The following is a 15198-nucleotide window of genomic DNA, read 5'->3' on the forward strand; positions in this document are numbered from 1 at the left end:
AAGGGGTGGAGAACCAGCGATGTGCGGCTGGTGAGCGCTTGCGGGCCGTTCCCGGCTTGTGACAGTGATTCGGCACCGGTCCCGACATGGTTTGGGTGGGTTTCCCGTCGTTACCGTCCTGTTACATCCAGCCGGTGCGCCACGTTGGACAGGCCGATGCAGGCGGGGCGCCCAACGGGGAGATTCGGCGGGACGAATCTCCCTGATCAGGTATTTCTCGTCCTCGGGGCGGTGATCGACGTGGCAGGATCGTCGGGTTCCGAGACGACGGTGTCTCCTCCGTCCGTCTCGAGAGGCACGACCCCATGTCGTTCTGGGCCCTGTTCCTGATCGCGATCGGCGTCTCCGCCGACGCCTTCGCCGTCGCGCTCGGCAAGGGCCTGCACATGAAGCGGTTCTCCGCGCGCCAGGCCGTCGTCATCGCACTCGTGTTCGGTGCTTTCCAGGCGCTCATGCCGCTGCTCGGGTGGCTGCTCGGCACCACCTTCGCCAGCGCCATCGCCGACGTCGACCACTGGGTCGCCTTCGGCCTGCTCGCGCTCGTCGGCGGGAAGATGCTGTGGGAGGCCTTCCACGGGCACGAGGACACCGACGAGGACACGGACCGGCTGAGCGTCCGGGAACTGCTCGTCCTCGCCGTCGCCACGAGCATCGACGCGCTCGCGGTCGGCATCACGCTGGCGTTCCTGCCCGTGTCGATCGGGTGGGCGGTGCTGCTCATCGGGGTCACGACCGCGGTGCTGAGCTACGTCGGCGTGGTGGTCGGCCGCCGGGTCGGTGCACGCTTCGGCAAGCCGGCGGAGATCGCCGGGGGCGTGGTGCTCATCCTCATCGGCGTGCAGATCGTGCTGGAGCACACCGGCGTCCTCGGCTGAGCCGTGTCCCCACGGGCGGACGGTGCCGAGAGCGGAGGAGGACGCTCAGACACCCAGCGGCGTCGGTGCGCCGAACCACAGTGCCACCGGTGCGACCACGACGAGCAGTGCGCTGGCGAGCAGCACGGCGGTCGCTGCGGTCGGCGCCCGTCTCCCGCCGAGTGCGACGGCAGCGAGGACCAGCGCTGCCACCGAGCCGCACCACGGTCCGACGGCCAGGACCACGACGAGCGGCCACAGGAAGAGCGCCGTGTCCGCGCCGCGCAGCAGCACCGGCAGCCAGAGAGCTGCCCAGAGCACCAGGAACGCTCCGGCGGACACCGACGTCAGGACGGTCGCGACGACCAGCGCGGTTCCCCGAGCGCCGATCGGGCCGGTTGTCATGGACACAGCTGGAGCCTAGCGAGCCATCTCTCGGCGGCCGACGCCCTCACTGGTCGACGGAGCGACATCGCCGATGCTCCGCGCCGTCGGGGTACCGGCGGGGAGTGACCCGGCGCAGCTGGTCACCGGGTCTGGGCCGTCCGCCGGTGGAGCGCCCCGCTCCCGCCGACGAGCGGACCGCCCGGAGCGCCCCGGCGCACGGCCACCACCTCGGCCATGATCGCCAGTGCCATCTCCGCCGGTGTCTCCGCTCCGATGTCGAGCCCGATCGGGGAACGCAGCCGCGCGGTGTCGGGCGTCCCGAGGTCGTGCAGCACCGCCAGGCGCCGCTCGTGCGTCGCGCGGGACCCCATCGCCCCGACGTACCCGGCACCGCGGCGGAGGGCGAGGTCGAGCACCTCGGCGTCGAACCGGTCGTCGTGGGACAGCAGCACCACGACGGTGTCCGGCCCGATCGCGGTGTCGGCCAGCACCCGGGGCGGCCACCCCACGATCCGCTGCTGCGCCGCCGGGAACCGCTGGTCGGTGAGGAACACCGGCCGCGGGTCGACGACGGTGACCGCGTAGCCGAGCATGGCCGCGGTGTTCGTCACGGCGACGGCGAACTCGACGGCGCCGACGACGATGCAGCGGGCGCGGCCCCCGGCGTACTCGGTGAAGACCCGCGTCCGGCACCCGTCCGCCGGACGCACGACCGCGCCGAGCGACGCGGGCTCCAGGGACACCGTGAGCGACGTCGGCGTCCCGGCGGCGGCGGCACGGAGCGCGTCGAGCACGACGGCGTCGCTCGGCAGGACGCGGTGGACGAGGACCTCGACCCGCCCGCCGCACCGCAGCCCCGGCGCCCAGTCGGCAGCGGGGTCGGACGGGTCCTCGAACCCGAAGCGCTCGAGCACGGCGACACCGGTCGTCAGGACCTCCTCCGCCGTCAGGTACAGGGACCCCTCGACGCACCCGCCGGAGATCGTCCCGACGACCTCGCCACCGGGCAGCACCGCCATCGAGGTGCCGGTCCCGCTCGGTGAGCTGCCCTGCACGTCGACGGCGGTCGCGACGACGACGGGGTCGCCGGCGTCGAGGACGGCCAGGAGGCGCGGCGCCAGTTCGAACATCACGCACCTCCGGCGTCGGCCGGGTCGGCGAGCAGCGCCCACACCCGGTCCCGGGTCATCGGGAGACGGTACGGCCGCACGCCGATCGCGTCCCGCACGGCGTTCGCGACGGCCGGGGCGACGGGGTTGTAGGGGGCTTCGCTCATGGACTTCGCCCCGAGGGGACCGAGCGGGTCGTGTGTGTCGGCGAACAGCACCTCGGTGCGTGGCACGTCGGACATCTTCGGCACCCGGTAGGACCGGAAGGCGTCGGTGGTGACCCGTCCGGTGTCGTCGAGCACGACCTCCTCGTACAGGGTCGAGCCAACCGCCTGCGCGGCACCGCCCTCGACCTGCCCCCGGAGCTGTTCCGGGTTGAGCACCGTGCCGGCGTCCACCGCCTGGACGCTCTGCAGGACCCGGACCTCACCGGTGGGGCGGTGCACGGCGACCCGGGCCCCGTGCACGGTGAACGCGAGTGACCGCGGTGTGCCGTCGTGGGTGCCGTGCGCGACGAGCGGACCGTCGACGAGGAGTTCCGCGTGCCCGACGAGTTCGTCGCCGACCCGCACACCCCCGGGCTCCACGACGACCGCGGGCCCGAGCACCCCCGATGCGGTCCGTGGGGTCCGGGCTGCCACGACCACGAGTGCCCGGGCGGTCATGTCGTCGCGCAGTGCCTGCGCGGCCGCGTACAGGGCACGTCCGGCGACGACGACGCCTGCGGAGCCGAACGCACCGGTGTCGTACCGTGCGGCGTCGGTGTCGGACTGGTGCACCTCGACGCGGTCCGGGGTGGTGCCGAGCGCGGCGGCGACGAGCTGCGTGTGCACGGTCGTCGTGCCGTTGCCGAACTCGGCCGTGCCGACGCCGATCCGGTAGCGGCCGCCCGGCAGCAGCTCGACCGAGGTGTGCGCGTGGTGTCCCCGCGGCGGCATGGTCGCGATGGCCGCGAGCGCGACGCCGGTGCCGAACGCCCAGTCCGGGGAGCCGTCGGGCCCGGGACCCGTCAGGACCGGCCCGTCCGTCCGCGGCACCTCGGGCAGGGGCCCGGCCAGGGCCTGTTCCACGAGGTCGAGGCACTGGTCGAGCCCGTAGCTGCCCTCCCACCGCAGGTCGGTCTCCTCGTGCGGATCGGTCACGACGAGCGGGTCACCGGGCACGACGACGTTCCGCCGGCGGAGCTCGAGCGGGTCGATGCCGAGCTCCCGCGCCAGCTCGTCCATCGCGGACTCGATCGCGAACACCACCTGCCCGAGGCCGTACCCGCGGAACGCCCCCGATGGCAGGTTGTTCGTGTACACCGACTCCGCGTCCACCCGCTTGGCCGGGCACCGGTACACCGCGACGGACTCGCTGACCGAGTGGAACATGACGCCGATGCCGTGGTTGCCGTACGCCCCCGTGTCCATCGTCTGGTCGACGTGCATCGCGGTCAACCTGCCGTCGGTGTCGGCGCCGAGGCGGACCCGGACGCGCATGGGGTGCCGCGTCGGCGCGATCGTGAACTCGTCGCGTCGGCTGAACTCGTACTGCACGGTCCGGCCCGTGCGCAGCACGGCGAGCGTGACGAGGTCCTCGGTGAGCATCTCCTGTTTGCCGCCGAACCCCCCGCCGACCCGCTTCGCGACGACGCGCACCCGGGCCGGGTCGAGCGCGAAGACGCGGGCGATCTCGTCCCGCACCAGGAACGGGACCTGCGTGGCGGTCCGGAGCACGAGCCTCCCGTCCGGGTCCACCCACCCGCGGGTGGCGTGCGTCTCGAGGGCGGCGTGCGAGACCCGGCCGGTGCTCCAGGTGCCGTCGACGGTCGCGGCGGCGACCGCGAGGGCCGCTCCGACGTCGGCCGTCTCGCCGTGGAGGCTCGCCACGACGTTGCGCGTCGGCTCGGCGATCCGGTGCTCGGCCGACGTCTTGTCGCCGTGCAGGAGGGGTGCGCCCGGTCGGCGTGCGGCGTCCGGGTCGTGCACGCTCGGCAGGACCTGGTAGTCGACGCGGAGGAGCGCACACGCCAGCTCGGCGGTCCGGACGCTGTCGGCCACGACCGCGGCGACCCGTTGTCCGCGGAACCGCAGCACGCGGTCGAGGACCCGGGTGTCGTCCGGGTCGTCGAGTCGCGACTCGTGCCGTCCGGTGGAGAACAGGACGCCGGGGTCGTCCCGGTACGTCAACACCGCGTGCACCCCGGGGAGCGCCTCGGCCGCGGTGGTGTCGATCGCGGTGATACGGGCGTGCGGGTGCGGGCTGCCGAGGACGGCGAGGTGCAGCAGGGCCTCGGTGGCCCGGACCGCGGGGGTGTCGGGGACGTCGAGCGTGTACTCCTCCTGCCCGGTGACGACGCGCATCGCCGCCGGCGCGACGACGGACGTGCCGACCGCTGCGCCGGGGGTCGCGCACGCGGTGTTCACGACACCGTCGAGCGCGTCCTCGATCGCCCGGTACCCGGTGCAGCGGCAGAGGTTGCCCTTGAGCTTCCGGTGCCGGTCGGCGTGGTCGTCGTCGGTGAGCGTGGACGCGGTGACGACGAACCCGGCTGTGCAGAACCCGCACTGGAACCCCGGAGCCTCCGCGAACGCGCGCTGCACCGGGTGCGGGTGCTCCGGGGTGCCGAGGCCCGCTGCCGTCGTCACCGTCCGGCCCTCCATCCGGTGTGCGGGCGTGATGCAGGAGTGCACGGGCACCCCGTCGACGAGCACCGAGCAGGCACCGCAGTCGCCGGCGTCGCACCCCTTCTTCACCGATGTCACGCCGTGCTGCCGGAGGAGCGTCCGGAGGACCTGACCGGGCTGCGGTGCGACCTCCATCGGGGTGCCGTCGACCTCGATCCTCATCGGGTCCCTCCCGCTGCGGCTTCGTCGCGGAGCTCGTGTGCGGAGCGGGTGCTGACCGCGCGGCGCCAGGCGGGGGACCCGTGCGGGTCGTCGTACCAGTGGTCGTCGGACCCGAGCGCGGCCGTGAGTGCGTCGTCGAGCCCGTCGGCCGTCGGGACCCCGGCGAACCGGAACACGATCGGGCGCGGGGTGGCCGCCGTGACCACGAGCACGAACTCCTGCGCGGACCACCGTGCGGTGACGAGGGACCCCGACCGGCCGTACGGGCTGAGCGACACGCGCCGGTACCCGGTCGTCGCTCGGAGAGCCGCCTCCGGGACCTCGAAGGACCGGATGACCTCGTCGTGGCGCAGGTCGAGCGTGCGCACGCCGAGGACGAGCCGCTCGACGGGCACCCGCCGCTCCCCGCCGTCGGGCGTCCAGATGACCGCGGTGGCGTCGAGCGTGACGAGCAGCGCCGTCATCGCACCCGCGGGCAGTCCCACGGCCACGTTCCCGCCGACGGTCGCGGCGTTCCAGACCTTGAACGACGCGAGCAGGGCGTTCGCGCACTGCTCGACGAGCGGCCATGCGCGCCACGACACATCGGGCCGCACGCGCAGCAGTGACGCGATCGTGCAGGTCGCGGCGACGGTCAGGCTGCCGGGCACCCGTTCGACGTCGGGCCAGCCGAGCGTCGTCAGGTCGACGAGGCCGGTCAGGCCGGGCTGTTCCTCCGAGAACAGCCACGTGCCGCCACCGAGCGGGCGGTCACCGGGGGAGAACGCGAGGTCGTCGCGGTGCGACGGTGTCCGCACGGTGCGGACGGAGACGAGGTCCATGGACAGGTCCGATCAGGGCAGGGCGACGGGGGACGGTCAGCGCACCGACTCGTCGGCCGTGCGCGATCATGCCCCGGTTCCATGCCATGTCGGCAACCGTAGGGAACCGGTGTTTCAGCACCGTTTCGGGGAAGCAACAGCCGGTGGCGGTCGCCGCGCGGGAGCCGTGACCTGCTCGACCCCTGCCCGAAACACGGGGGTGCCATCCTCCGGGACATGACCGTTCCGCTGTCCACCCCCGTCGTCGTCCACGTGTTCGACCGACTCGACGACGCCGAGGCCCGTGCACTCGTGACGTCCTGGGCCGCCGTGCCCCGGTGGGTCGAGGCCGTGCTCGCCGGTCGTCCGTTCGGGACCGTCGGCGCCCTCACCGCGGCCGCCGACCGGCTCGCACGCACGTGGACCGACGCCGAGGTCGAGGCCGCGCTCGCCGAGCACCCGCGCATCGGTGACCGTCCCGTCGGTGACGGGGCGGCGGCAACGGCCTCCCGGCTCGAGCAGGCTGCGTCCGCCGGTGCCGACGCGGCCACCGCCGCGGCGCTCCGGCAGGGGAACGCGGACTACGAAGCGCGGTTCGACCGGGTGTTCCTGGTCCGGGCCGCCGGGCGGACCGCGGACCAGGTCCTCGCCGAACTCCGCCGACGACTCGGCAACGACGACGACACCGAACGCACCGAGGTCGCCGACCAGCTGCGGGAGATCGCCCTCCTCCGACTCGCCAGGAGCGTCGCATGAGCCACCTCACCACCCACGTGCTCGACACCACGCACGGTCGACCGGCCGCGGGCATCGCCGTCACGCTCGTCGACGCCGACGGGGTGCTCGTCGCGTCCGGCACCACCGACCCGGACGGCCGCATCGCCGCGCTCGGCCCGGACCGCCTGCCACCGGGGGAGTGGACGCTGACGTTCGCCACCGGCGCGTACTGGGCCGGACTCGGCCTGCCGGCGTTCCACCCCCGCGTGGTCGTCGTGCTCACGGTGCCGGACGACGCCGGGCACCTGCACGTCCCCCTGCTGCTCAGTCCGTTCGCCCACTCCACCTACCAAGGGAGCTGACCCCGACCATGACCGACACCACCACGACCGGCACCACCACGACCGGCACCACCACCAGCACGTCCGTCCCGACGACCGTGCACCTCGGCGCGAACCAGTACGGGAAGGCCGAGGTCCGCCTGGTCCGGGTCACCCGCGACACCGACCGGCACGAGATCGAGGACCTCACCGTCACCACGCAGCTGCGCGGCGCGGCGCTCGCCGACTCCTACACGGACGGCGACAACGCGAAGGTCGTCGCGACCGACACGCAGAAGAACACCGTGTACGCCTTCGCCCGCGAGCACGGCGTGCACAGTCCCGAGGAGTTCCTGCTCCGGCTCGCCCGACACTTCACCACGGCCTTCGACTGGTACGACGGTGCGACGCTCTCCGCCGAGCAGCACACGTGGGAACGCATCACCGTCGCAGGGCGCGAGCACGACCACGCCTTCGTCCGCGCCGGAGCCGGCACCCGGACCGCGGTCGTCCAGGTCGACGGCGACGACGTGCACGTCATCGCCGGCGTGACGGACCTGACGGTGCTCAAGTCCACCGGCAGCGAGTTCCACGGTTTCCCGCGGGACGGCTACACCACCCTGGCCGAGACCGACGACCGGATCCTCGCGACCTCGGTGACCGCCCGCTGGCGGTACCTGCCGGACGCGGTCGCCGCGGGCATCAACCACGACGCCGTGTACGCCGGCGTGCTCGAGACCATGCTCGCGACCTTCGCGGAACTGCACTCCCTCGCGCTGCAGCAGACGCTCTTCGCGATGGGCCGGGCGGCGATCGAGGCGTTCCCCGAGATCGCCGAGGTGCGCTTCTCGATGCCGAACAAGCACCACTTCCTCGTCGACCTCGCGCCGTTCGGGCTCGACAACCCGGGCGAGGTCTTCTTCGCCGCCGACCGCCCGTACGGCCTCATCTCCGGCTCGGTCGTCCGGGACGGCGTGGCCGAGGCGCCCGCTGCGTGGACAGCGCTGCCCGGGTTCGTGTGACCGGGGCAGTTCCCCGGTGAGCGACCGCGCCGGGGGCACCACGGGCCTCCTGCTGGCGGCCGGGGCGGGCACCCGCATGGGCATGCCGAAGGCGCTGGTCCGCGACGCCGGCGGGCGACCGTGGGTCACCACGGCGGTCGACACGCTGCTCGCCGGCGGGTGCGACGCGGTCGTCGTCGTGCTCGGGGCATCCGCCCGGGAGGCCCGTCCGCTGGTCCCGGACCGGCCGTCGGTCCGCACGGTGGTCGCCTCCGCGTGGGCGGAGGGGATGGGGGCGTCGCTCGCGGCCGGGCTCGCCGTCGTCAGGGAGGGCGACGGGGCCGCCGCGGTGGTCGTGTCCCTCGTCGACCTGCCGGACCTGCCGGTCGCGGCGGTCCGGCGTGTGCTCGACGCGCCGGGTGATCGTCGTAGGGCCCTACGCCGAGCCGTGCACGACGGACGCCCGGGGCACCCCGTCCTCGTGGGGCGGGTGCACTGGGGGCCGCTGGCGGCGGTGCTCCACGGGGACCTCGGAGCTGGCCGCTACCTGCGGTCCGCCGGCGCCGAGCGGGTCGAGTGCGGCGACCTGTGGGACGGCCACGACCACGACCGGCCGGGACCCGGCCGCCGGTCAGCCGGGCGTGGCACGGACGACGGGAGGCCCGGTACCACCGGTACCGGGCCTCCCGTCTGCGCAGGTGACGACTACGCGACCGACGCGCGCACCTCGGCGAGGGTCGGGTAGTCGGTGTAGCCCTCGGCGCCCTGACCGTAGAAGAGCTCCGGCCGCGGCTCGTTGAGCTCGGCGTCCTGTTCCCAGCGCTCGGCGAGGTCCGGGTTCGCGATGGCCGGGCGGCCGACGGCGATGGCGTCGGCGATGTCCTCGTCGACGACCATGACCGCCTCGTCGCGGGTGGTCATCGCGCTGAAGCCGGAGTTGACGACGAACGGCGCACCGGCGGTCCGACGGATGTGCTGCACCAGGTCACCGGCGGGGTCGGCGTGCAGGACGTCGATGAAGGCGAGGCCGAGCGGTGCGAGCCCCTCGGCGATCGCGCTGTAGACGGCGCGCACGTCGTCGGCGTCGTCCTCGACGACACCCTGGATGCCGTGCGCCGGCGACAGGCGGATGCCGGTGCGGTCGGCGCCGATGGCCTCGGCGACTGCCGTGGTGACCTCCACTGCGAAGCGCGCGCGGTTCTCCGGCGAGCCGCCGTACTGGTCGGTCCGGGTGTTCGAGTGGGTCGACATGAACTCGTGCACCAGGTAGCCGTTCGCTCCGTGCACCTCGACGCCGTCGATGCCGGCGGCGACGGCGTTGCGGGCGGCCTGCACGAAGCCCTGGACGGCCTCGGCGACCTCGTCGGTGGTGAGCTCGTGGGGGACCGGCATGTCGGCCTTCGAGCCGTCGGCCAGGTGCGTCTGACCGGGGGCTGCGACGGCGCTCGGGCCGACGATGCGCGGGGTCTGCGAGATCGCGGGGTGCGAGACGCGGCCGCCGTGCATGAGCTGCATGACGATGGTGCCGCCGCGCTCGTGCACGGCGTCGGCCACGCGGCGCCAGCCGGCGATCTGCTCCTCGGTCTCGATGCCGGGCTGCCCGGGGTACGAGCGGCCCTCCTGGACGGGCCAGGTGCCCTCGGTGACGATCATGCCGAGGCTCGCGCGCTGCGCGTAGTGCTCGACGAGCAGGTCGTTCGGGACGCCGTGCTCACCGGCGCGGGTGCGCGTGAGCGGTGCCATGACGATGCGGTTGCTGAGTCGGAGGGCGCCGAGGGCGGCGGGTTCGAAGAGCTTCACGATGATGCTGCAACGAGCGACGACGCCCCGCCATTCCCGGGCGGGTGGCGTCGGGTAGAGTCCTCGCGATGACCAGTCCCGCGGCACGTGTTCCCGTGCCGTCGAGGACGGTGTGGACCTCCGCCGTCGTGCTGTTCGTCATCGGGGTCGTGCTCCACGCGGTCGCCGTCGACCAACGGACGCTCTGGTACGACGAGTCAGCGACCGTCATCGGAGCCGGGCGTTCCTTCGCACAGCTCGGCGAGCTCGTCCGGCACGTCGACCTCGTCCACGCCGCGTACTACGCACTGATGCACCTGTGGTTCGACGTGGTCGGCTCGTCGGCGTTCACCATCCGGTTGCCGTCCGCGGTGGCGGCTGCCGCAGCGGCCGCGCTGATGGTGCCGCTCGGGGCGCGCCTGGTGAGCGTCCGCGTCGGCGTGCTGAGCGGTGCGGTCCTGCTCGTGCTCCCCGCCACCGCCTTCGGGGCCACCAACGGCCGGTCCGGCATGTGTCAGGTCCTGGCCGCGGTCGCGGCCTCCACCGTCCTCGTGGTCGTCCTCGACCGGGTGCGGGACACTACTGCCGGCCTCGGCCGGATCTGGCTGCCGTCCGCTGCCTACGTCGTCGTCGCGGCGCTCGCCATCGCCCTCCAGCTGTGGTTCGTCTTCGTCGTGGTCGCGCACGCGGTCGTCGCGGTGCTGGTCCTCGGTGCGCGGGGTCGTCCACCGGTCGCCCGCCTCGCCCCTGTCGCGACGGCGTTCGTCGTGCTCGCCGTCGCCACCCTGCCGTTCGCCCTCGCCGCTTCGCACCAGAGCGCACAGGTCTCCTGGCTGCGGGCGCCGGACGTGACGGGTGTGCTGACCACGCTGTGGCGGGACGAGTCGTTCTCGGTCGGCCTCGTCGAACGGTCCGCGGTCGGCGCATCCGTGACGGCGAGCGTCGGGTGGGTGCTCGCCGCGGTCGGAGGCGCTCGACTGTTCCGTCGACATCGCGAGGGGTTCTGGTCGGTCGCGCTCTGGTGGGCCGTGCCGCCGGTCGGCTTGCTGCTCGTGAGCGCCGCTGGTTCCCCCGCTTTCTCCGCCCGGTACCTCGTCTTCTGCGTGCCGGCCTTCGCGCTCCTGATGGCCGTGGGGATCGACACGGTGCTCGGCGATCCGCTCGACCGTGTGCCCCGGGCGGGTGCGCAGGCTGTACCGAGGCCGTCATGGCTCGGCCGTGTGGCGGTCTGCGCGCTGGCTCTGGTGCTGGTGGCCGGAGGTGCGCAGGCCTGGGTCCTCGTCCGGTGGGGCACGCCGACGACCCAGGACTGGAAGACCGTCGCCGAGACGATCTCTGCCGGGCGGCGTCCCGCGGACCGGAGCGCGCTGGTCTACGGCGAGCTGGGCCGCACGGGTTTCCAACTCGGGGTCGACTACCCGGAGGCGCTGCGGGGCGTCGACGACCTGACGTTCGGTGGGTCGGAACAGCCCTCCGACGCACTCTGGCCTGTAGCCCGCGACCCAGAAGAGGCCGTGGCCGCCGTCGGCGACCACGACGTCGTCTGGTACGTGGGTTCGAGCGGTGCGTCGCTCCGCGGCGTCACGGAGGAGCTCCACGAGCGGCACTTCCGGGGCGATGACCGCACTCGGTTCCGCGGCGGCATCGTGATCGAGTTCCGACGGATCAGCTCCGACTGAGCCGCATCACACGGACGTTCGGTCACCGTCCCGGCAGACCGACGGGTCGGGACCCGTCAGGGGCGCGGGCACACCAGGGTGGACGAGCGGACCTGACCCTCGGGGCGGATCACGGTGTGCAGGGACAGCGGCTGGTGGCAGATCGGGCATCCGCGGTCGATGGTGCGGTCGTCGATGCCCTCCGGGTGCCCGGCACCGATCTGCGACGGCCCCATCTTGTCGATGAGGGTCGTGTTCCACCGCTGGTACCACTGTGCGAAACGTCCCACGACGCCCTTTCCGTTCGTGCCCTGATCATCAGTGTACTCGCGGTCCGCTCGTCGGACGCGGTCAGGCGTGGTCGACGACGTCGAGGAGCGCCGTCAACTCGTCCTTGAGTGCTTCGAGCCGCGCGACGGGCCACCCGAGCCGCGCCGCCACGGCGACGGGGACTGCTTCGGCGCGGTCACGGAGTGCGCGCCCCGCGGTCGTCAGCGACACCGCGAGCTGTCGTTCGTCCTCGGTGCTCCGGCCACGACGGACGTAGCCCGACGCTTCCAGCCGCTTCAGGAGCGGGCTCAAGGTCGCGGACTCCAGACGGAGGTCGTTCGCGATCTCCCGCACCGAGCGCGGGTCACGCTCCCACAGGGCGAGCATCACGAGGTACTGCGGGTGGGTGAGGCCCATCGGTTCGAGCAGCTCGCGGTAGAGCCCGACGACGCTCCGGCTCGTGGCCGCGAGGGCGAAGCAGAGCTGCCGGTCGAGGGAGAGCGGGTCCGTCGCGGTGTGCGCCATGCAGCCACCGTACCCTTCGTACACGAAGAGTTGCATGAGCGGTGGCTGCGACCGGACGCACAGGAGGCCCGGTGCCGGTCTCGTGGACCGGCACCGGGCCTCCAGGCGGTGGCGCTGCTGCCTACGCGCGGTGCGCCGGCGGGTGTCCCGAACCGTGCGTCGGCGCGTCCGGCTCCGCCGGAGCGGCGTGCGACCCGTGGTGGCCGCCGCCGGACTGCGCGTCGCCGACGGGGTCCGTCGCTGCCTGTCCGGCGTCGGCCTGTCCCGTGGCGGCCGGGGTGCTGCCGTCCGCGACGGAGCGGTGCCCGGTGGCCGGCTGCATGCGCTCGAGCTTCGCGCCCTCCACGTCCACGTCCGGCAGGATCCGGTCGAGCCACTTCGGGATCCACCAGGCGCTCCGACCGAGCAGGTGCATAACGGCCGGGATGAGCAGCATGCGGACGACGAATGCGTCGAGCAGGACACCGAACGCCAGACCGAACCCGATCGGCTTGATGGTCGAGGACTCCGAGAAGATGAAGCCCGCGAACACCGAGATCATGATGATCGCGGCCGCCGTGACCACCGCGCGGCCGGCGTGCAGCCCGCGCTGCACCGCGACCTTCGCGCTGGCCCCGTGGGCGTACGCCTCACGCATGCCGGAGACCAGGAAGAGCTGGTAGTCCATCGCGAGCCCGAACAGGATGCCGATCTCGATGATGGGCAGGAAGCTCAGGATCGGTGCCGGGTCGTGCACGCCGAACACGCTGCCGAGCCAGCCGAACTGGTAGATCGCGGTCAGGCCACCGAACGAGGCGAGCACGGACAAGATGAACCCCGCCGTCGCCGTGATCGGCACCAGGAACGACCGGAACACGATGATGAGGATGATCAGCGACAGGCCGACCACGACCGCCAGGTAGAGCGGCAGCACGTTCGCGAGCTTCTCGGACACGTCGATGTTCGCACTGGCGTTGCCCGCGACACCGAGCTCCACCCGTCCGTCGTCGGTCGAGACGCTCTGGGCGCGGAGGTCCTTGACGAGCTCCTCGGTCGAGACGCTGTCCGGGCCGCCGTTCGGCTTCACCTGGAAGGCGATGATCGTGCGGTCCTTCGACGCGCCGATCGGGAGCACGGCGTCGACGTCGTCGTTCTCCGCGAGCGCCTGGCCGATCGTGACCTCGGTCGCGGTGACGTCGTCCTCGCTGACCGCCTGCGGCAGTGTCGCGACGACGAGCAGCGGTCCGTTCTGACCGGCGCCGAACTCCTGCTCGAGCGTCTTGTACGCCTTGTACTGGCTGGACTCGACCGCCTCGGACGACCCGGAGGGCAGCCCGAGTCGCATCTGCGTGGCGGGGAGGGCGATCGTGCCGAGGACGGCGACGCCCGCGACGAGGGTGATGACCGCGCGCCAGGTCGACATCGGCTTGTTCGGCACCCGGACGGACCCGGTGTTGCCGATCTGCTGGCGCTCCTTCTTCCGCAGGATCCGGAGGCCGAGCAGCGACAGCAGTGCCGGCGTGAACGAGGTCGCGATGAGGATGGCGAACAGGACCGCCACCGCCCCGACGGTGCCCATCAGGCCGAGGAACGGGATGCCCGTGATGTTCAACGCCAGGAGCGCGACGATGACCGTCGTGCCGGCGAAGACCACGGCGTTGCCCGAGGTGCCGTTCGCGAGCCCGATGGACTCGTGCACGCCCATGCCCTGCTTCAGCTGCGTCCGGTGCCGGTTGAGGATGAACAGCGAGTAGTCGATGCCGACGGCCAGGCCGAGCATCACCCCCAGGACCGGCGTGACCGAGATGAACTCGACGAGGTCCGAGAACGAGAGCGACGCGAGGGTGGCGACGCCGACGCCGAGCACCGCGCTGAGGAGCGGGATCGCGGCACCGATGACGGTGCGGAGCATGAGGAACAGCACGAGCGCCGCGATGACGACGCCGATGATCTCGCCCGGTCCGAGGATCGAGGGCACGCCCTGCGCGATGTCGTTGGACACGTACACGTCGACGCCGCTGATCGTCGCCGCCTCGGCGCGGTCGGAGATCTCCTGCTTCGTGGTCTGCGGGACCTCGTACGTCGACTTCGCGAACTGCACCGTGCCGATGGCCGCGGAGTCGTCCGACGAGACGAAGCGGATGTCCTTCGACAGGTCGAGCAGGTCGGAACCCTGTTCGAGGTCACGCTCGCTGTCCTCGAGCTTCTGCGTGTTCTGGTCGATGGTCTTCTGCGCGTCGGCGAGCTGCTGCTCGCCCGCGGTGAGCTGCTGCTGCTGGGCGTCGATCTGCGCCTGCGCCTGCTCGAGCTGCTGCTGGCCGGCCAGTGCCTGCGCCTGGGCGGCGGGGCTCGCAGCCGCGGCGGCACCGGCGGCGCTGGCCTGGGCCTCCGCCTGGGCCTTCTGCGCGTCGAGCTGGGCCTGGGCGTCCGCGATCTGCTGCTTGCCGGACTCCAGCTGCTCCTTCTGGGCGTCGAGCTGCGCCTGACCGTCTTCGAGCTCCTTCCGCCCGTCGCTGATCTCCTTGCGCCCGTCGACGATCTTCTGCCGCTGGTCGTCGAGTCGCTGCTGCGTCGCGAAACCGTCGGTCGTGCCCTTGACGCCCGGCAGGTCCTCGAGGTCCGTCAGGAACGCCTGCACGTCGTCCCGCTGGGCGCTCGTGAAGGCCCCGCCGTCCTTCGTCTGGAAGACGATCGTCCCGTTGCCGCCGTTCGCACTCGGGAACTTGTCGGCGAGTTCGTCCTGCACCTGGCTGGTCTTCGTGCCGGGGATCGAGATCGCGGAGGAGATCGTGCCCGAGAACAGGCTGAAGGTGACACCGGCGATCGCCATGAGCACGATCCAGGCGATGATCACCGTCCAGTGTCGGCGGGCCGCGAAGCGACCGAGGCGGTAGAGGAGACCGGCCATGCTGGGCGCCGTTCCTTTCGTGGTGGAGGGTTGTTGGTCGGAGTGGGGTGCGCCGGTGGA

14 protein-coding genes are annotated in these 15198 nt (G+C 72.5%); 6 read left to right on the plus strand and 8 right to left on the minus strand.

Annotated elements, in window-relative coordinates:
• Nucleotides 1-305 precede the first annotated feature (305 nt).
• Entirely contained in the window at nt 306-875 is a 570-nt protein-coding gene (locus DEJ16_RS09715) for a manganese efflux pump MntP family protein (RefSeq protein ID WP_110824819.1), read from the plus strand.
• A gap of 45 nt (nt 876-920) precedes the next feature.
• Here the strand turns inward: DEJ16_RS09715 and DEJ16_RS09720 are convergent, their stop codons facing one another.
• The 4 genes from DEJ16_RS09720 to DEJ16_RS09735 all read right to left on the minus strand — a co-directional run bounded on the left by DEJ16_RS09720 (nt 921) and on the right by DEJ16_RS09735 (nt 6002).
• Nucleotides 921-1265 carry a hypothetical protein gene (locus DEJ16_RS09720; RefSeq protein WP_146232859.1) on the minus strand — a complete coding sequence of 115 codons (345 nt, stop codon included), beginning with the start codon at nt 1263-1265 and terminating at the stop codon, nt 921-923.
• 116 nt (nt 1266-1381) lie between these two features.
• Nucleotides 1382-2371 carry an XdhC family protein gene (locus DEJ16_RS09725; protein WP_110824817.1) on the minus strand — a complete coding sequence of 330 codons (990 nt, stop codon included), beginning with the start codon at nt 2369-2371 and terminating at the stop codon, nt 1382-1384.
• Complete coding sequence (locus DEJ16_RS09730; RefSeq protein WP_110824816.1) at nt 2371-5181, minus strand: molybdopterin cofactor-binding domain-containing protein; 2811 nt, start codon at nt 5179-5181, stop codon at nt 2371-2373. The genes DEJ16_RS09725 and DEJ16_RS09730 overlap by 1 nt, the downstream gene beginning before the upstream one ends.
• On the minus strand, nt 5178-6002 hold the full coding sequence (locus DEJ16_RS09735; protein WP_110824815.1) for a xanthine dehydrogenase family protein subunit M: 825 nt from the start codon (nt 6000-6002) through the stop codon (nt 5178-5180). Before DEJ16_RS09735 ends, DEJ16_RS09730 begins: the two co-directional genes overlap by 4 nt.
• A 216-nt stretch (nt 6003-6218) precedes the next feature.
• Between DEJ16_RS09735 and uraD the strand changes: the two genes are divergently transcribed.
• The 4 genes from uraD to DEJ16_RS09755 are packed head-to-tail and all read left to right on the plus strand — an operon-like array spanning nt 6219 to nt 8764.
• On the plus strand, nt 6219-6737 hold the full coding sequence (gene uraD, locus DEJ16_RS09740) for a 2-oxo-4-hydroxy-4-carboxy-5-ureidoimidazoline decarboxylase (RefSeq protein ID WP_110824814.1): 519 nt from the start codon (nt 6219-6221) through the stop codon (nt 6735-6737).
• The gene (uraH, locus tag DEJ16_RS09745; protein WP_110824813.1) at nt 6734-7060 is read left to right on the plus strand and encodes a hydroxyisourate hydrolase; all 327 of its coding nucleotides are present in this window, start codon (nt 6734-6736) and stop codon (nt 7058-7060) included. Before uraD ends, uraH begins: the two co-directional genes overlap by 4 nt.
• An 8-nt stretch (nt 7061-7068) precedes the next feature.
• On the plus strand, nt 7069-8040 hold the full coding sequence (pucL, locus tag DEJ16_RS09750) for a factor-independent urate hydroxylase (protein WP_110824812.1): 972 nt from the start codon (nt 7069-7071) through the stop codon (nt 8038-8040).
• A gap of 16 nt (nt 8041-8056) precedes the next feature.
• On the plus strand, nt 8057-8764 hold the full coding sequence (locus tag DEJ16_RS09755) for an NTP transferase domain-containing protein (RefSeq protein WP_258365904.1): 708 nt from the start codon (nt 8057-8059) through the stop codon (nt 8762-8764).
• Here DEJ16_RS09755 and DEJ16_RS09760 read toward each other — a convergent pair.
• Nucleotides 8725-9819, minus strand: coding sequence for an alkene reductase (locus DEJ16_RS09760; protein ID WP_110824811.1), 1095 nt, complete (start codon nt 9817-9819; stop codon nt 8725-8727). The two genes, DEJ16_RS09755 and DEJ16_RS09760, sit on opposite strands and share 40 nt — an antisense overlap.
• A 68-nt stretch (nt 9820-9887) precedes the next feature.
• Between DEJ16_RS09760 and DEJ16_RS09765 the strand changes: the two genes are divergently transcribed.
• Entirely contained in the window at nt 9888-11477 is a 1590-nt protein-coding gene (locus DEJ16_RS09765; protein WP_146232860.1) for a hypothetical protein, read from the plus strand.
• 56 nt (nt 11478-11533) lie between these two features.
• Here the strand turns inward: DEJ16_RS09765 and DEJ16_RS09770 are convergent, their stop codons facing one another.
• The 3 genes from DEJ16_RS09770 to DEJ16_RS09780 form a co-directional block, all read right to left on the minus strand.
• On the minus strand, nt 11534-11746 hold the full coding sequence (locus tag DEJ16_RS09770) for a hypothetical protein (protein WP_110824809.1): 213 nt from the start codon (nt 11744-11746) through the stop codon (nt 11534-11536).
• A gap of 61 nt (nt 11747-11807) precedes the next feature.
• Complete coding sequence (locus DEJ16_RS09775) at nt 11808-12251, minus strand: MarR family winged helix-turn-helix transcriptional regulator (RefSeq protein WP_110824866.1); 444 nt, start codon at nt 12249-12251, stop codon at nt 11808-11810.
• A gap of 121 nt (nt 12252-12372) precedes the next feature.
• Entirely contained in the window at nt 12373-15138 is a 2766-nt protein-coding gene (locus DEJ16_RS09780) for an MMPL family transporter (protein ID WP_110824808.1), read from the minus strand.
• Nucleotides 15139-15198 lie beyond the last annotated feature (60 nt).

This window comes from Curtobacterium sp. MCJR17_055 (genome assembly GCF_003224335.1).
Classification (GTDB): Bacteria; Actinomycetota; Actinomycetes; order Actinomycetales; family Microbacteriaceae; genus Curtobacterium.